Here is a 17,243-nt window from a genome sequence, read left to right as displayed (position 1 = left end):
GCGGGCGGTGTGGAGATCGTCTTCGCCCCTTCGGGCACCGACCTCGAATATGTCGCTTTGGCCTGCGTCGCCGGGCGCGCGCCGGGCGGCACTCAGGCCGTCCTTCTCGGAGCGGACGAGGTCGGATCGGGGTGCATCCACTCCGCGCACGGCCTCTATTTCGCCGGCGAGACCGCGCTCGGAGTCCCGGTCGAGCCCGGTCAGTCGGTGCTTGGCCTCGGCGGGGTCCATGTCGCGCTGGCCGATATCCCCGTGCGTGACCGCATGGGCCGGGTGCGTCCCGCGACCTACCTCGCGGAGCGGATGAAGAGCCTGGTCGCGGCGGCGCGCTCGGCAAGCAGGCACAGCCTCGCCCACATCGTCCACGGCTCGAAGACTGGCCTGATCCTTCCTTCGCTTGCCGACGTCGACCGGCTGATCGCGGCGCACGGCGATCATGCCACCTTCGTCGTCGACGCCTGCCAGGCGCGGATCACCGGGGCGGCGGTGAACGATTATCTCGAGCGCGGGGCGATCGTCTTCGTCACCGGCTCCAAGTTCATGGGCGGCCCGCCGTTCAGCGGCTTCGCCCTCGTCCCCGCCGCCTTTCGCGAACAGGCGCAGAACCTGCCCTCGGGCCTCGCCACGATCTTCCGCCGCGCCGAATGGCCCGCCGGATGGCCGGGCCGCGAGGACCTTTCCGAGACGGTCAATCTCGGCCTGCTGCTGCGGCTCGAAGCATCGGTGTTCGAGCTCGAGCGGTTTCAGGCGATTCCCGCGGCGGCGGCGGAGCGTGTGATCCTCGCCTTCCACGCCGCCGTGCGCGGCGAGATCGTCGAGCGGACCGCGGCGCGCCGGGTCGCGCCCTACCCGCCCGGCCATGTCGAGGATGCCGACACGCATCCGATCGAGATGCGCACCCTCTCGACCCTCGATCTCAGCGCGCTGACCCCCGGCGGCGCGCGCTTCGAGGACGCGCAGGCCTGGCACAAGGCGATGGCGCTCGCCGGCGTTCGGGTCGGCCAGCCGGTCAAGTGCGTCCGCCTGCGCAACGGCGATTGGGGCGCGACCTTGCGCATCGGTCTGACCATGGGCCAGATCGCCGACGCGGCCGCCCTGCCCGATGCCGCGCTCGCCGCCCGCTTCGCCGACGACATGGCGCGGATCCGCGAGGCGCTGCTCGCCGCCGAAGCGCGCCGGTGAGGATGGCCTCGCCGGGGCCTATGCTTTAGACTCCGGCAATGCGCTCCGCCCTTCTTCTGGTCGCCGCCCTCGCTCTCGCCGGCTGCCGTGCGGGGGCGCAAGAGCAGGCGACGATCCTCCCCATCGATGCGGCCGTGCTTCCCGGATCGGCGGCCGGCCAGATGCTGCACCAATGCTCGCGCGCCGTGCCACAACCGGGCGAAACGGCCTGGCAACCGGGCGCCGGCGATGTCGCCGCGCTCGAGCAGGCGCTTCCGGGCGCCCTGCGCGGACGGCCGGAGATAGGTGGGCCGCTCTACCCGGCCGACCGCGATTGGGCGCGCGTGCCGCTCGGCTGGCAAAGGCAATATGTCGGCTTGGTCAGGGACGGTCGGCGCTACGTCTACGGCAATTACTTTCCCCGGCGGGGCGACCAGCCTCTCGACTGGCACACCCAGCCGGTCGTGGTATGCGACGGCGGCCCGGTCTTCTTCGGGGTCGAATGGGACGTCGAAGCCCGGCGCTTCACCCACATCGCGTTCAACGGTTCCTTGGGCTAACCTTTATCGAGGCTCGGGCTGTTGCTCGACCCCCCCGGCGCGCCGGCCTCTCGGCGGACATGGCGATCCGCTTCGAAAAGGCGTTCGGCGTGAAGGCGGACTCCTTGCTGCGGATGTAGACAGCGTTTGAGCTTGCACAGGCGCGGGCGACGAGGGGGAGATACGGGTGGATAGGTTCAAGAGGGCTGCATGACCGATCCTCCCCCGCTAGTCCTGCGTGCTTTGCGGGTTAGTCAAACGCGCGGAACCGCGCTTCGCGCTATTTCCAACGGTCCGCTCTCTGCCGGGCGAGGAATGCGGCCGGAATGCTTCCCATCGACGCAAAGATCGCCATGAACGGTACTGCGGCCCCTTCGGTAGACGATTCCGGCGGTCGCGAGTTCAGCCAGAACACGACGCCGATGGCAGCGAGGATCGGCACGGCGCAGCCAATTACCATTGGGTGAATGCGGACGAACCGAGCTAAGGGATAGGTGATTAGGAATGCCGCGACGATTATCGTGAGCTGAGACGCTCCCTCACTCATCAGTACACCCGCGCCTTGGGCTTGATGTAGTCCACCTCGTCGGTCAGCGTATATTCGTGCACCGGGCGGTAATCGATCCGCACGTCGCCGCTTTGCCCGCCCCAGCCGTCGAACCAGGCGATCGTGTGCTTCATCCAGTTCCTGTCGTCGCGCTTGGGGAAATCCTCATGCGCGTGGGCGCCGCGGCTTTCCTTGCGGTTGACCGCGCCGGCGATGGTCACGCTCGCCTGGGCGATCAGGTTGTCGAGCTCGAGCGTCTCGACGAGGTCGGTGTTCCAGATCAGGCTTCGGTCGGTGACCCCGATGTCGCTCATCTTGCGGTAGGTCTCGGCGAGCTTCGCCACGCCCTCGCGCATCAGCTCGTCGGTTCGGAAGACGGCGCAGTGCGTCTGCATGTTGCGCTGCATCTCGACGCGGATCTCCGCGGTCGGAGCGGCGCCCTTGGCGAAGCGGAAGCGATCGAGCCGGGTCAGCGCCAGCTCCTCGCCGCCCTTGGGCAGCGTGGCGTGGCGGGTCTGCGGCCTGATCGTCTCGGCGAGTCTCAGGCCCGTGGCGCGGCCGAAGACGACGAGGTCGATCAGGCTGTTCGAGCCGAGCCGGTTGGCGCCGTGGACCGAGACGCAGGCCGCCTCGCCGACCGCGAACAGCCCGGGCACCACGCTGTCCGGATCGCCGCCCTTCAGAGTCACCACCTCGCCGTGGAAGTTGGTCGGGATTCCGCCCATATTGTAGTGAACCGTGGGTGTGACCGGCAGCGGCTGCCGCGTCAGGTCGACGCCCGCGAACACCTTGCCCGATTCGGTGATCCCCGGCAGCCGTTCGTGCAGCACCTTCGGATCGATATGATCCAGGTGGAGATGGATGTAATCCTTGTTCGGGCCGACTCCGCGGCCTTCGCGGATTTCCAGGGCCATCGAGCGCGAGACGACGTCGCGGCTGGCGAGGTCCTTTGCGCTCGGCGCGTAGCGCTCCATGAAGCGCTCGCCCTCGGAGTTGGTGAGGTAGCCGCCCTCGCCGCGCGCGCCCTCGGTGATCAGCACGCCGGCGCCGTAGATCCCGGTCGGGTGGAACTGGACGAACTCCATGTCCTGCAGCGGCAAGCCGGCGCGCAAGGCCATTCCGCCGCCGTCGCCGGTGCAGGTATGGGCCGAGGTCGCGGTGAAATAGGCGCGGCCGTAGCCGCCGGTCGCAAGCACCACCGCGTGGGCGCGGAAGCGGTGGATCGCGCCCGTCTCCAGGCAGAGCGCGACGACCCCGCGGCACGCCCCGTTCTCCATGATCAGGTCGAGCGCGAAATATTCGACGAAGAAGTCGGCGTCGTACCTGAGCGACTGCTGGTAGAGCGCGTGGAGCATCGCGTGCCCCGTGCGGTCGGCGGCGGCGCAGGTGCGCTGCGCGGGCGGCCCCTCGCCCATATTCTGCATCATCCCGCCGAAGGCGCGCTGGTAGATCTTGCCCTCGCTCGTCCGGCTGAACGGAACCCCGGCATGTTCGAGCTCGTAGACCGCGGCCGGGGCCTCGCGGACCATATATTCGATCGCGTCCTGGTCGCCGAGCCAGTCGGACCCTTTGACCGTGTCGTACATGTGCCAGGTCCAATGGTCCGGCCCCATATTGCCGAGGCTGGCGGCCACCCCGCCCTGCGCGGCGACCGTGTGCGAGCGCGTCGGGAACACCTTGGTGATGTTCGCGGTCCTGAGGCCCCCCTGAGCCGCCCCCATCGTCGCCCTGAGGCCCGACCCGCCCGCGCCGACGACGACCACGTCATAATCGTGGTCGATGATCTTGTAGGCGGCGGTGGACATGCCGGGCTCCAGTTCCGGTGGGACGGCCCGCTATTAGCCTTGGCGGAAGAGGTTGCAAGGGCCGCCACCCCCGGTCGGCTGCGCGGATCGAAGGAAGATCGGTTCACGCGAAGACGCGAAGGCGCGAAGGGGCCGAACCGGTCGCCCGCCCCGAGCATAGTCTCGGCTTTCCGGCGGCAACGGGCCTTCGGCCCACTCTTGCCTTCTTCGCGCCTTCGCGCCTTCGCGTGAAATAAAGCGGAGACCGAGCCGCGCGAGCCTAGGGGGTAGCCCCCGTCGCCGCGGCGGCCGCGAAGGCGATCTTGAGCACCGAGAAGGCGGCGAGCGCTCCGGCGCCCACGCTGGCGAAGCGGATCAGCATCAGGAGGAGCAGCTTGTTGCCCTCCTCGTGAACGTAATCCTCGACCACGACGGCGAGACCCCAGTCGAGATGGCGGAACGTCGCCGCGATCAGGAGCAGCATCGGCACCGCGGCGAGCGGATTGCGAAGCCATTCGCTGACCGTCTCGAGATCGAGCGCGGGCAGCCGCAGCAGCGACACGGCGAGCCAGACGAACAGCAGCAAGGTGGCGACCGACAGCGCGCGCTCCTGCCCCCAATGATGCCCGCCCTCGCGCGCCGAGCCGAGCCCGCGCACGCGGCCGAGCGGGGTGCGGCCGACATCGGCCGAGCCCGCGGCGTCGCGCCCCCCCGCCGATCCCTTGGCGCTCGCCTTCGAGCGCGCCACGTCCGTCATGCGGCCCTCCCGTAGATGATCCAGGCCCAGAGCAGGGCGGTGAGGACGAGGGCGAGCGCAAGCACCGCCCAGGCCCAGAATTTGTTGGTGTCGAGCGCGAAGCCCGCGCCCGCGTCCATTACAAAGTGGCGCATGCCCGACAGCGTGTGCTGGAAGAAGGCCCAGGAAAGCGGCACCCACACCAGCAGCGCCCATTTCCAGCTCGCCCAGCCGGCGAACGTCCCATAGGCCTCGGCGCCCGAGGCGGCCGCGACCAGCCACCAGGTGAACAGCCCCATGCCGACGAGCGCGAGGCCGACGCCGGTGATCCGGTGGAGGATCGAGATGGCCATGTGCGGGCCCCATTTCCAGATGGTGAGATGGGGCGAGAGGGGTCGGTCTGGATTGCGGGTCATGCGGCGAAAGGCCCCTGGTTTGTGGCTGGGGCCGCTTTTACGGCGTGGGCGGGGGGATGCAAGGGTGGGTCGGCAATCTCGCGCCTTACCGGCTGCCGCGACACTACAGGCTAGCTCGAACCTTCCGCCTTTCGCTTGAACCACGGTTCCCCCGTCCGCTCCATCGCGATCAGCTCATCCGGAAAGCACCGCCCCTGAAACCCCATCACGTCGTCGAGGCTCCCGCGCAGCCACAGGTCGTAATCCTCCTCGTGAAGCAGCACCGGCATCCGGTCGTGCACCGGGCGGATCGCCTCATTGCAGTCGGTCATCAGCCCCGAATAGACCGGCCCCCATTCGGCGCTGTCCTTCCACATCCCCGCCCAGGCGAAGAGCGGCCGCTCGTGCAAGGAGAACCAGGTCTGCGTCTTCGCTCCCTTCTCCCCTTCGGCCTCGCAAAAGCCGGTCATCGGGATGATGCAGCGATGCTCGGGCTTGCCGGCGATGAAGCGCCACATGAAGCTCGAAAGGTCGGCGATATTGTTGACCGGCTTGGGCTTGGTCCCGGGCTTCATCGATTTGAGCCGCAGCGGAAAGCCCCAGGTCATCGCCTGAAGCACGCGCGTCCCATTGTTCTCGCGCACCACCATGCCCGGCCCGCCCGGATAGACCTCGTCCGGCCCGGCGTTGAAGGCGATTGGAAGCTGCGCCCGGAAATGCGCAGCGACCTCCGCGGCGCTCTTCTTATTGGTGTAGAGGTTGCACATTCCGTGAGGATAACATTGCGGGCGGCAATGTCAGCTATGGTGGGGGTTTACGTTCACCGTCGATGAACGCGATAGCCGCTCTCTTGCAGAAACGCGCTCAAGTTCCGCCAATATGGCCGCCACGGCACCAGTGCGTCGTAATAGCATGTTCGCCGCACGCTTATGCGGGCGCGGCTGCTGCGGTTCGATGTGCTTACGGTGATCGCGACGCTTACGTCCGGACTCTGGAGGATGAGGTCACTTCGTCGGAGCACGGGCTGCTCATAAGGGTCCTCGAAGGTGCCCCCGCTGACGCTCATCCCCAGACGGGTTTCGGCTATCGCTGTAATCTGCTCTTCAAGTTGAGCGGCTCCTCCGCTTGGCAAGTCCACGCTCATTGAGGCTCGGATGCCTTCTCTTCTTGGATTCGAACATCTTGAGTCGTCCGCGGCGGCCGGCGTCGTTCCCGCCAATAGGGCGAGTAACGATATTAGACTGATGACGCGAAACTGTTTCACACGACATTTGTGCGCCAAGAGCCGCCGGTCAGCAATGGGCTCGCGCTCCTTAATTGTTCCCGCTATGTTCTCTCGCCTCGAGTCCAACCCGAGCGAGAAGCGTGCCCGATCTCCCGACCGTGAACCCGTTCCGGGACCTGTACGACGCCGCGATCCGCTACGGCGCGATCCGCCTCACCTGCTGCCGCTGCCGCCACCAGACGATCGTCAGCGCGGTGGCGCTCTGGTATTACTACCACAAGAAAGGTTGGGCCGACCGCTTCCGCGAGGTCCAGCGCCGAAGCATTTGCATGGTCTGCTGGTACGAACGCGGCGAGAGGGTGCGCATGCCCGACATGGAGTTCGGCGACTGGGAGCCGACCGACACGAGGTTTCCGATGCCCTCGGAGTTCGAGTGGAAGGCGGAGCGAAGGCGGCGGCGTTAGGCGAGCAAGCAACCCAGTTGCGCTTTTGTTCTTGACTAATAATCACCTATTCGGTAAATTACGATCCCCGAGTCGTTGCCCGGGGTGCGAGGCGGGGCCTGTCGCTCCGCCGAAGCGGCCCGTCGAGGCCGTTCGAAGGCATAAGTCTTCGTGACAATCATTGGGGGGAAGCGGGGCGGCCGTCGGCCGTGCCGGGTCTTTGGTCCCGCGCGATCGGCGCGGAGCGGGAGGGTCGATGGGCAAGGGAAAGAAGCGCGGTATCTGGACGCCGCAAATCCGGGAGCGGTTTCTGGCCGCGCTGCGCGAGACGGGCAATGCGCGGGCGGCCTACAGGCGAATCGGGCACCAGAACATGTTCATGCGGCGGCGGCGGAGCGATCCGGAGTTCGCGCGGGACTGGGCCGAGGCCGAGAAGGCGGCGGACGGGAAATGGAGCGCGGCGACCAGCGCGTTCGCCGCGGCGCGGAAGCGGCCGTGCAAGCTCCCGAAATCCGCGCCCGATCCGGACAGGCTGCTGCGGCCGATGCCGAAGCGCAAGCCCGAACAGCGCGAGCAGGTGATCCGGCGGACTCGCGGGGGGCGCGTGCAGATCGCGCTGGCGCCGGAGCGGAACATGACCTCCGAGCAGGAGGGCGAGTTTCTCACCTTGCTGAGGGCCACCGGCAATTTCAGCCAATCGGCGCTGGCGATCGGATTTCAGCCCGCCTCCCTGTTCCAGCGGATGCGGCGCTGGCCGGCCTTCGCCCAGGATTGCGACTCGGCGCTGAAGGAGGCTTCGATCCAGCTCGACTACAGGCTGGCGGCGCATGCCCATATGCTGCTGAAGGCGCCGGGGGCGGCGGACGAGCCCGAGGACGACGGCACCCCGTTCGATCCGGACAAGGCGATGCGCATCCTTTCCTTCCTCGACCGGAGACGCGGCGGCGGAACGACGCGCGGGCGGCGGCGCAAAGGGCCGCCCGAGCGCAGCTTCGAGGAGGCGGTGGAGAGCGTGCTGGCCAAGATCGAGGCGATCGAGCGGCACGAGGCGATGCTGGCAGCGGGCGAGCGTGGCGACGAAGAGAGCGGTTAGCCCTCTCTCCCCTTTGGGGAGAGAGTGGGAGAGAGGGGCGCGAGCGAAGCGAGCCCTTAGGCGTCTTCGGCGGCGTCGAGCCGCCTCAGCCGCAACCCCTCTCCCTACCCTCTCCCCTAAAGGGGCGAGGGGTTTTGCTTCAAACACTCGGAACCAGGAATGATGACAGACGAAAAGGCGGTCCTCCAGCGCCTGCGCAAGATTGCGCCGGAGAAGCGGGGAATGGCGCTGTTCGCGATCGGCGAGGCGCTGGTGAAGACCCTCGACGGATATTGGCCGACCTGGGCGCATGAGGGTCAGGCGCCGCCGAACGACGATTGGGACGTGTGGGTGATGCTCGCCGGGCGCGGGTTCGGCAAGACGCGGGCCGGGGCGGAATGGGTGAGCGCCCGGGCGCGGGAGAATCCGGAAGCGCGGATCGCTCTGGTCGCCGCGACTCCGATGGAGGCGCGCCGGGTGATGGTCGAGGGGCGCGGCGGCCTGTTCGCCGCCGCGCGCGACGGCGAGGAACGGCGCAAGATGCACTGGGAGCCCTCGCTCGGCCGGTTGACCTTCGCCAGCGGCGCGGAGGCGTTCGTCTATTCAGGCGCGGACGGGGAGACTTTGCGCGGTCCCGAGCATCATTTCGCCTGGTGCGACGAGCTCGCCAAGTGGAAGCAGGCCGAGATTGCGTGGGATAATTTGCTGCTGGGGCTGCGTGCGGGCAAGCGACCCCGCGCGATCGTGACGACGACTCCGCGCCCGGTGCCGGCGCTTCGGCGCGTGCTCGCCATGTCCGGGGTTGTTCTGACGGGCGGAGCGAGTCGCGACAATCCACACCTCGCCGCCGCCTTCATCCGGATGATCGAGGAGGTGCACGGAAAGACCCGCTTCGGGCGGCAGGAACTGCTCGGCGAATTGATCGAGGATCTGGGCGGCGCGCTATGGCCGCGCGCCCTGATCGAGGCGAGCCGAGCCGAGCCGCCGCCACGGGAGGCGCTGAGGCGGGTGGTGATCGGGGTCGATCCGCCGGCCACGGCCGATGGCGATGAATGCGGGATCGTCGCCTGCGGGATCGACGAAGGCGGAACCGCCTATGTGCTCGGCGACCACAGCGCCGGCGGCCTCTCGCCCGAGCAATGGGCGCGCAAGGTGGCCGGAGCGGCGGAAAAATGGGCCGCCGACCGGGTGATCGCCGAGGGCAATAATGGCGGCGAGATGGTGGAGAGCGTGCTGAAGGGCGCGGGGCTGAGGCTGCCGGTCAGGCGGGTCCACGCGCGGACGGGAAAGAGCGCGCGTGCCGAGCCGATCGCCGCCTTCTTCGAAAGCGGCGAGGCGAAATTCGCCGGGCGGTTCCCGGCGCTCGAGGACCAACTGGCCGGGCTCGTGGCCGGCGGCGACTATCAGGGTCCAGGCCGCTCCCCCGACCGCGCCGACGCCTGCATCTGGGCGCTGACCGAATTGCTGCTCAGCCCGCGAAGGGAGCCGCGGATCAGGGCGCTTTAGGAGGCGGCTTCTATCCTCCCCTCGATTCCCGAGGGGAGGGGGACCATCCGCAGGATGGTGGAGGGGCACCCCCTTCAACAGAAGGTCCCCTCCACCGCGCTACGCGCGGTCCCCCTCCCCAGGAAATCCTGGGGAGGAACTGGAAGCCGTCCCCGCCTCCCGCCCACCAAATCCGCAGCTTTTGGCTAACACCATCTTAACACCTTGCGCCTTAACTCGGCGGCGAAGAGACGCGTGCACGAAAAGGGATGGTGACGATGACTGAGGCGTCGGGCAAGGGCCAGGGCATCAGCTACGAGAAGAGGCTCGCTCTGTTCGCGGCCGACAGCGACCTCGTCGCCGACTGCCGCGAAATCTGGGAGCTGATCGTCCACGGCAGGGAAGACATCGCGCGTCAGTTCTGGATCCAATATTCACGCTCGGAGGACGTCGCGCGCAAGATCGAGGGCGACAAGCTCGACGAGCTCACGGCACGGATCGTGCCCTATCTCGCCGCCAAATATGGAAACCTTTCCGATCCCGCCTGGACGGATTCGGTCAGCGCCTATGTCGCCTCCGCGGCCTCGGCCGGAATCTCCCTGACCTCGCTCTTCGCCGGAGTCGCCGCGGGCGCTCAGACCGCGCACGACCTGCTCATCCGGGCGCTGATCGGCGAGCCGGAGCGGTTGGCGCGGCTCGGCAAGGCGCTGACCCAGGCGACGGTGCTCGAGATCGACGTCTTCTCCGACCATTATGACGCGCTTCGCAAGCGCGCCGAGGCCGAGCGGCGCACCGCCCAGGGCTCCGACTTCAACAAGGAAATCATGACCGTGGTCGAAAAGACCACCAGCGGCAGCCGCAAGGTGCGCACCCAGGCGGCCGAGGCGAGCAATGCGGCGCGCGGGATGCTCGGCAAGACCAGCGAGGTCGCCGCCGCCGCCGAACAGTCGGCGGTCGCGATGCGCGAGGCGGCGCAGACCGCGGCGGGGCTGATCATGGCCATCGAGGAAGCTCGGAACGAGGTCGAGGTCGCCGCCGGGGTCGCGGTGCGCGCCGGCGACCAGGCGAGCCAGGCGGTCAAGGTCAGCCAGGCCCTTTCCGCCCATGTCGAGGCGATCGAATCGATCCTGGGGCTGATCCGCGACATCGCCGGCCAGACCAATTTGCTCGCGCTCAACGCGACGATCGAGGCGGCGCGCGCTGGCGACGCGGGGCGCGGCTTCGCGGTCGTCGCCCAGGAAGTGAAGAGCCTCGCCAGCCAGACGGCGCGGGCCACGGACGATATCACCTCGAAGATCGCCGCCATCCAGTCGGCCACCAAGCAGACCCTCGAGGCCAACGATTCGATCCAGGGGACGGTCGAGGAGGTTCAGGTCAGCGCCGACCGGATCCGCAAGGCGATGGAGATGCAGGCGCAGACGGTGACCATGATCACCGCGGCGGTCGACGAGACCGCGCTCGCCGCCGATTCGATGAGCTCGACGATCGCCGCGATCCGCTCCGACACCGAGAATGTGGCGAGCGAGATCGACGAGGTCGCCAAGAGCTTCGGCGAGGTGGATGAGCAGATGGCCAAGTTCAAGCTGAGCGCGGGCCGCTTCGTCCAGAATTTCGCGGCCTAGGCTTTTCAGCCCCCCACGGCGCGCCTATCCCGCGTGCCATGAGCGAACCTCTCCACATCCTCGTCACCGGCACCAGCCGGGGCATCGGCGAATCCATCCTCGAAGCGTTCGCCGGGCACCGCGCCGTCGGCCACTCCACCGCGGGAGGCGGCGGCAGGATCGCCGCCGACCTCTCCCGCCCGGGCGTCGCCGAGGGGCTGTGGGGCGAGGCGCTGGAACGGCTCGAGGGGCGGATCGACGTGCTGGTCAACAATGCCGGCGTTTTCGAGGCGGCGCCGATCGATCTTGCCCACGGCGAATGGGTCGCGGGGTGGGAGCGGACTCACCGGATCAACCTGTTCGCCGCGGCCGAGCTCTGCCGCCTCGCGGTGCTTCACTTCCGCGGACGCGGAAGTGATGGCCGGATCGTCAACGTCGCCAGCCGCGCGGCCTATCGCGGCGACAGCCCCGACCATTGGCATTATGCTGCGTCCAAGGCCGGCATGGTGGGAATGACCAAGACCATCGCCCGGAGCTACGCGGCCGAGGGAATCTACGCCTTCACCGTGTGCCCCGGCTTCACCGTCACCGGAATGGTCGAGGATTATATCGAGAGCCGCGGCGGGCTCGCCTCGCTGGGCGACCTGCCGATCGGGCGACCGGCGACGACGGCGGAGATCGCCGAGACGGTGCGCTGGCTTGCTCTCGACGCGCCCGCATCGGCCACCGGAGCGGTCATCGACGTCAATGGAGCGAGCTTTGTCCGCTAGCGCCTGGAAGGTCACCCTCCCCTGCACCAAGGCGGAGGCCGAAGCGCTGACGGGCGACATCGCGCAGCTCGCGGCGATGGATTCGCCGCCGGTGCTGATGACCAGCGAGGCCGACGGCGAGAAGTGGCGGCTCGACGCCTATTTCGAGCTCGCGCCGACCCGCTCCGACGTGGACCTGCTGCACTTCCTCGTGCCGAGCTCGGCGGCGACCGATGCGGTGATCGAGCGGCTGCAGGAGCAGGATTGGGTGACCTTGAGCCAGCAGGGGCTGGAGCCGATCCGTGCCGGGCGCTTCTTCGTCCATACGCCGGCCCATCGCGATGCCGTGCCGGCGGGCGCCGTGGCGTTCGAGATCGACGCCGGGCGCGCGTTCGGCACCGGCCAGCACGAGACGACCACCGGCTGCCTGCTCGCGCTCGACCGGCTGAAGGCGACCGGCGCCAGCTTCTCCGACCTCGCGGACATCGGCACCGGCACCGGGCTGCTCGCCTTCGCGGCCATGCGGCTGTGGCCCGCGGCGAGAGCCGTCGCCTCGGACATCGACCCGGTGGCGATCGAGGTCGCGGCCGGCAATGCGAAGGTGAACCGGATCCCGGTCGGACGGGCTCGCGGCCAGGTGGAGCTGATCGTGGCGGCCGGCCTCGACCACCCGCGGCTGAAGGATCGCGCGCCCTACGATCTGCTCATCGCCAATATCCTCGCCGGGCCGCTGATCGCGATGGCGCCGGCGCTGGCCGGCGCGCTGGCGCCGGGCGGCCGGCTGATCCTCGCCGGCCTGCTCGATTCGCAGGCGGGCGCGGTCTCGGCCGCTTATCGCCGGCAGGGCATGATGGCCGCGGGCAGGATCGACCGCGGCGATTGGCCGACCCTGGTGATGCGCAAGCGGCGGGCGACGGGCTGGCGGTAGATTTGAGCAGTCATTGCGAGGAGCGAATCCAGCGGGCCTCGGATGCCGCACTGGATTGCTTCGCTACGCTCGCAATGACGGGGTGAGGCTTAGCGGGGGCCCCACTGCCGCCGCTGCTCTTCGCTGATCAGCACCGCTTCGTGGCAGCCGTCGACGACCCGGTCGACCGCAAACAGGGCGCGGCCGGGCGGCTCGCGGTCGAGCCGGGTGCCGTCCCGCCGCTCGCCCCGCGCGACCTGCTGCTGGATCGGGGTGCAGCGCGGGCGCTGCTGAAACCGGTTCATCCGGTCGAGGCTGGGCGGGGCCTGTTGCGCCGCCTCCGCGCGAGGCCCGGCCTCGGGCGCGGCGGGTGGGGCGGCCGTGGCCGTCAGGGGCAGAAAGGCCAGGGCCGCCGCCGCGATGATACGCATGGCTCGTCTCCTTTGCTGGCGCGCTTATAACGCACGAAGCGGCGAAAATCAGCCGCCCGCTTCGGCGACGATCCTGAGCCAGGCCGCCTCGTCGATCACCTCGATACCCAAATCGGCGGCCTTCTTGAGCTTCGAGCCCGCGCCTGGGCCGGCGACGACGAGATCGGTCTTCTTCGAGACGTCGCCCGCCGCCTTGGCGCCGAGCTTTTCCGCCTGGGCCTTGGCCTCGTCGCGGGAGAGCGCTTGGAGGCTGCCGGTGAAGACCACCGTCTTGCCGGTCACGGGGGACTGGCGGACCTCGTGGACGACGTCAGCCACGGCGACGCCCGCCGCGAAGATCGCCGCCAGCGCCTCGCGGTTATGCTCCTCCTCGAAGAAATCGAGCAAGGCATTGGCGACTTCGGGGCCGATATTCTGCGTGGCGACGGCCTCGACGATCGCCTTGTCGCGCCGCTGGCTGAATTTCCGCTCGTCCTCGCCGAGCACCGGCTGCATCTCGCGCCGGACCCCGAGCGCGGCCTCGATCATCGCCACCAGGCCGTCCCAGCTTCGGTAGCGGCGGGCGAGATCGCGCGCCGTGACCTCGCCGACATGGCGGATGCCGAGCGCATAGAGGAAGCGGTCGAGCGGCGGATTGCGCTTCGCGTCGATCGCATCGATCAGATTCTGCGCCGAAATCTCCGCCCAGCGCTCGCGGCTCAGCAGCTGTTCCTTGGTCAACGTGAATATGTCCGCGGGCGACTGGAGCAGGCCGTCGCGGAAGAAGCTTTCGATATTGGTGATCCCCAGCCCCTCGATATCGAGCGCGTGGCGGCTGACGAAATGGCGCAGCCGCTCGACGCGCTGGGCCGGACAGATCAGACCGCCGGTGCAGCGGACGTCGACTTCGCCCTCCTCGCGCACCGCGTCGGAGCCGCATTCGGGGCAGGCGCGGGGGAAGATGTAGGGCGGCCGCTCCTCGCCCGGCGTGAGATTCTCCAGCACCTGCGGGATCACGTCGCCGGCGCGCTGGATCAGTACCCGGTCGCCGACCCGCACGCCGAGCCGGGCGATCTCGTCGGCATTGTGGAGCGTCGCGTTGGTCACGGTCACTCCGCCGACTCCGACCGGCTTCAGTCGCGCCACCGGGGTCAGCTTGCCGGTCCGGCCGACCTGGATATCGATCGCCAGAAGCTCTGTCTCCGCCTTCTCGGCCGGGAATTTATGGGCCAGCGCCCAGCGCGGGGCCCGGGCGACCTGGCCCAAGCGGCGCTGCCAATCGAGCCGATCGACCTTGTAGACGACGCCGTCGATGTCGAACGGCAGGTCCGCCCGCCCGGCGCCGATCTTCTGGTAGTGCGCCATCAGCCCCGCAATGTCCGAGACGCAGGCGATATCATCGGCGATCGGCACGCCCCAGCTCTCGATCGCGCGCATCACACCGAGTTGGGTGTCGGCGGGAACCGCCGAGGCCTCGCCCCAGCCATGGGCGTAGAAGCGCAAGGGGCGCGAGGCCGTGACTGCGGCGTCCTTCTGGCGGAGCGAGCCGGCGGCGGCGTTCCTCGGGTTGGCGAACTGACGCGCCTTGTCCGGGTCCTCCGCCTCGGCCAGCAGGCGAGCGTTGAGCGCGGCGAAATCGGCCTTGGACATGTAGACCTCGCCGCGGACCTCGAAGATTTCGGGGATCTCGTTCCCCGAGGGCAGTGGTCCGGCTGCGCCGGACCCTGGGCCCCGGCCTTCGCCGGGGAACAGGTGCTGGGGAATGTCTTCGATGGTCCCGACGTTGGGCGTAACGTCCTCGCCGGTGGTGCCGTCGCCGCGGGTGGCGGCGAGCACGAGCGCGCCTTTCTCGTAGCGAAGCGAGCAGGAGAGGCCGTCGATCTTGGGCTCGGCGGTGAGCTTCACATCCTCGCCTTCGGGCAGGCTCAGGAAACGCCGCACGCGGGCGAGGAAGTCGGCCACCTCGTCTTCCGAGAAGGCGTTTTCCAGGCTGAGCATCGGCAGCGCATGGCGGACCTTGGCGAGCGCTCCCGTAGGCGTCGCGCCAACGACTTTGGACGGGCTGTCGTCACGCACCAGATGCGGAAACTCGGCCTCCAGCGCGGAATTGCGCCGAACGAGCGCGTCGAACTCGGCATCGCCAATCTCGGGCGCGTCATTGTCGTGGTACAGGCGGTTGTGCCGCGCGATCTCGTTGGCGAGACGCTCCAGCTCGGCGGCGGCTTCGGCGTCAGTCATCGCGCGGGCCGGGGAATCCAGATCGAGCAGGAAAGTCCCCACGTCGCGGGGGTGCCATCGGGCATGCGGACGCGCTTGAAGCATCCCCCCAGCGGGAAGTCGCGGCTGAGCCAATAGCCATCCTGGCCGGCATTCTGCTCATAGGAGTGGACATTCGCGCGCTCCAGAAAGGTCCAGAACCGCTCGGCAGCCTCGTCGGTGCAGGTATATTTGTGGCTGTCGTCCGTTTCGCTGACCTCACCCGTCTCGATCGCGTTCGCGAGGCATGCCTCGATCAGGCCCGGCACGTGCTCCGGAAATGGCGTGGGCGCCGGGTCGGTAAGGGCCATGGCAGCGATCAGCAGCAACATGTCAGCTCTCCCTCCGGGCCAATTGCGGGGCGCGCGCACATCCACCTACCGGCCCTCACGCAGCCTCCAGCAGCCGCGAGGCCTGCGCGCGCGCCTCGTCGGTCACCTCGGCGCCGGACAGCATCCGCGCGATCTCCTCGCGCCGCCGCCCCGCGTCGAGCAGGTGGACGCCCGTTCGGGTAACCAGGCCGTCGTGGCTCTTTTCGATCAGCAGGTGGCGCGCGCCGCGGGCGGCGACCTGGGGGGAGTGGGTAACGACGAGGACCTGGCCGCGCGTCGCGAGGCGATGCAGGCGCTCGCCGACGGCGCTTGCGACCGCGCCGCCGACTCCGCGGTCGATCTCGTCGAAGATCATCGTCGTCGCCCCGCCTTTCTCGGCCAAAGCGACCTTGAGGGCGAGGATGAAGCGCGACAGCTCGCCCCCCGAGGCGATCCGGATCAGCGCCCCGAAGGGCGCTCCGGGATTGGTCGAGACTTCGAACTCGACTCGGTCGCGGCCCGAAGGGCCGGGCTCGGCCTCCGCGAAGGCGGTGCGGAAGCGCGCCTGATCGAGCTTGAGCGGCGCCAGCTCCGCCGCAACCGCCGAGTCGAGCCTGGCCGCGGCCGCCTTTCGCGCCTCGCCGAGCGCGGCCGAGGCCGCATCATAGGCGCTCCTCGCTTCAGCCAGATCGGCCTCGATCGCCGCGGTCCGGGCGCCGCCGGCCTCGATCGCTCCGAGCCGGCTTTTCAGGTCCTCGAGCAAGCCCGCCAGCGCGTCGGCTTCGACCCGGTGCTTGCGCGCCAAAGCGCGGATCTCGAACAGCCGCGCCTCGGCCTCTTCGAGCCGGGCCGGATCGTAGGCCAGAGCCTCGGCCGCACGCTCCAGCGCCGCTTCTCCGTCGGACGCCTCGATCAGCGCGCGATCGAGCGCCGCGAGCGCCTCGGCGAGCGCGGGATGGTCTGCCGCGATCCGGTCCAGCCGCCGCGCCGCCTGGCGCAGCTGCGCAAGGCCGCCTTCCGATCCCTGGAGCAAGGCGGCGACCGTTCCGAGCTCGTCGCCGAGCCGAGCGCCGGCCTGCATCGTCGCGCGAAGGCCGGCCAATTCCTGCTCCTCGCCGGGGCGGGGATCGAGGCGTCCTATCTCCTCCACTGAATGTTCGAGCCATTCGCGGTCGCGCGCCGCGGCTTCGGCCTCTGCCCGGGCGGCGGCGAGCGCGTCCTCGAGCGAGCGCATCCGCCGCCACGCCGCTTCGGCCGCGCCGGCGTCGACCCTGCCGTAAGCGTCGAGCAGGGCGCGGTGGCCGCGCGGGTTGAGCAGGCCGCGATCGTCGTGCTGGCCGTGGATCTCGACCAGGCTCGCGCCCAACTCGCGCAGCAGGCCGGCCGAGACGGGCTGGTCGTCGACGAAGGCGCGGCTTCCACCGTCGGACTTGACCGTGCGGCGGATGACGAGGGGTTCGCCGGGCTCGTGGCTCAGGCCGTTCTCGTCGAGCGCGGCGAGCGCGGGATGATCGGCGGCGACCTCGAAGGTGACGCTGACCGAGGCCTGGGGCTGGCCGGCGCGGACGAGGCCGCTGTCCGCCCGGGCGCCGAGCGCGAGGCCGAGCGCGTCGAGCAGGATC

The 17,243-nt window shown here is 69.0% G+C and carries 16 protein-coding genes and 1 pseudogene; 8 read left to right on the top strand and 9 right to left on the bottom strand.

What is annotated here, in order from left to right; genetic code table 11:
• Positions 1–1,009: 1,009 nt before the first annotated feature.
• Entirely contained in the window at positions 1,010–1,204 is a 195-nt protein-coding gene (locus tag E6G92_00085; protein TMJ20631.1) for a hypothetical protein, read from the bottom strand.
• Between the two features lie 16 nt (positions 1,205–1,220).
• Between E6G92_00085 and E6G92_00080 the strand changes: the two genes are divergently transcribed.
• Both E6G92_00080 and E6G92_00075 read left to right on the top strand, forming a co-directional pair.
• Positions 1,221–1,721 (top strand): hypothetical protein, encoded by a 501-nt coding sequence (locus E6G92_00080; protein TMJ18295.1) that lies wholly within the window; start codon positions 1,221–1,223, stop codon positions 1,719–1,721.
• Between the two features lie 59 nt (positions 1,722–1,780).
• Positions 1,781–1,914 (top strand): annotated as a pseudogene (locus E6G92_00075) (plasmid maintenance system antidote protein).
• A 332-nt stretch (positions 1,915–2,246) separates the two neighbouring features.
• Here E6G92_00075 and E6G92_00070 read toward each other — a convergent pair.
• The 4 genes from E6G92_00070 to E6G92_00055 all read right to left on the bottom strand — a co-directional run bounded on the left by E6G92_00070 (position 2,247) and on the right by E6G92_00055 (position 5,929).
• Entirely contained in the window at positions 2,247–4,052 is a 1,806-nt protein-coding gene (locus E6G92_00070) for a succinate dehydrogenase flavoprotein subunit (protein ID TMJ18294.1), read from the bottom strand.
• 259 nt (positions 4,053–4,311) lie between these two features.
• Positions 4,312–4,788, bottom strand: a complete 477-nt coding sequence (sdhD, locus tag E6G92_00065) for a succinate dehydrogenase, hydrophobic membrane anchor protein (protein TMJ18293.1) — start codon at positions 4,786–4,788, stop codon at positions 4,312–4,314.
• Positions 4,785–5,183: a succinate dehydrogenase, cytochrome b556 subunit gene (sdhC, locus tag E6G92_00060; GenBank protein TMJ18292.1), complete on the bottom strand. Its 399-nt coding sequence runs from the start codon at positions 5,181–5,183 to the stop codon at positions 4,785–4,787. Before sdhC ends, sdhD begins: the two co-directional genes overlap by 4 nt.
• A 110-nt stretch (positions 5,184–5,293) precedes the next feature.
• A complete protein-coding gene (locus E6G92_00055; protein ID TMJ18291.1) occupies positions 5,294–5,929 on the bottom strand; it encodes an SOS response-associated peptidase in 636 nt (211 codons plus the stop codon).
• A gap of 616 nt (positions 5,930–6,545) precedes the next feature.
• Between E6G92_00055 and E6G92_00050 the strand changes: the two genes are divergently transcribed.
• The 6 genes from E6G92_00050 (at position 6,546) to E6G92_00025 (ending at position 12,665) form a co-directional block, all read left to right on the top strand.
• The gene (locus E6G92_00050) at positions 6,546–6,851 is read left to right on the top strand and encodes a hypothetical protein (protein ID TMJ18290.1); all 306 of its coding nucleotides are present in this window, start codon (positions 6,546–6,548) and stop codon (positions 6,849–6,851) included.
• A gap of 235 nt (positions 6,852–7,086) precedes the next feature.
• On the top strand, positions 7,087–7,923 hold the full coding sequence (locus E6G92_00045) for a hypothetical protein (GenBank protein TMJ18289.1): 837 nt from the start codon (positions 7,087–7,089) through the stop codon (positions 7,921–7,923).
• A 159-nt stretch (positions 7,924–8,082) separates the two neighbouring features.
• A complete protein-coding gene (locus tag E6G92_00040; protein ID TMJ18288.1) occupies positions 8,083–9,408 on the top strand; it encodes an ATP-binding protein in 1,326 nt (441 codons plus the stop codon).
• A 257-nt stretch (positions 9,409–9,665) separates the two neighbouring features.
• Complete coding sequence (locus E6G92_00035; protein ID TMJ18287.1) at positions 9,666–11,009, top strand: chemotaxis protein; 1,344 nt, start codon at positions 9,666–9,668, stop codon at positions 11,007–11,009.
• A 38-nt stretch (positions 11,010–11,047) separates the two neighbouring features.
• Positions 11,048–11,758 (top strand): SDR family oxidoreductase, encoded by a 711-nt coding sequence (locus E6G92_00030; protein ID TMJ18286.1) that lies wholly within the window; start codon positions 11,048–11,050, stop codon positions 11,756–11,758.
• Complete coding sequence (locus E6G92_00025) at positions 11,736–12,665, top strand: 50S ribosomal protein L11 methyltransferase (GenBank protein ID TMJ18285.1); 930 nt, start codon at positions 11,736–11,738, stop codon at positions 12,663–12,665. Before E6G92_00030 ends, E6G92_00025 begins: the two co-directional genes overlap by 23 nt.
• 89 nt (positions 12,666–12,754) lie before the next feature.
• Here E6G92_00025 and E6G92_00020 read toward each other — a convergent pair whose 3' ends face one another.
• From E6G92_00020 to E6G92_00005, 4 genes are all read right to left on the bottom strand, one after another.
• The gene (locus tag E6G92_00020) at positions 12,755–13,075 is read right to left on the bottom strand and encodes a hypothetical protein (GenBank protein ID TMJ18284.1); all 321 of its coding nucleotides are present in this window, start codon (positions 13,073–13,075) and stop codon (positions 12,755–12,757) included.
• 48 nt (positions 13,076–13,123) lie between these two features.
• Entirely contained in the window at positions 13,124–15,292 is a 2,169-nt protein-coding gene (gene ligA, locus E6G92_00015; protein ID TMJ18283.1) for an NAD-dependent DNA ligase LigA, read from the bottom strand.
• Entirely contained in the window at positions 15,289–15,642 is a 354-nt protein-coding gene (locus E6G92_00010) for a hypothetical protein (GenBank protein ID TMJ18282.1), read from the bottom strand. Before E6G92_00010 ends, ligA begins: the two co-directional genes overlap by 4 nt.
• Positions 15,643–15,697: 55 nt before the next feature.
• A partial coding sequence (locus tag E6G92_00005; GenBank protein TMJ18281.1) for a DNA repair protein RecN occupies positions 15,698–17,243 on the bottom strand: 1,546 nt, incomplete at its 5' end.

This window comes from Alphaproteobacteria bacterium (genome assembly GCA_005883305.1).
GTDB lineage: Bacteria > Pseudomonadota > Alphaproteobacteria > Sphingomonadales > Sphingomonadaceae > Allosphingosinicella.
The sequence above is the reverse complement of the archived record's forward strand: the minus strand, read 5'-3'. Positions and strand labels throughout refer to the sequence as shown.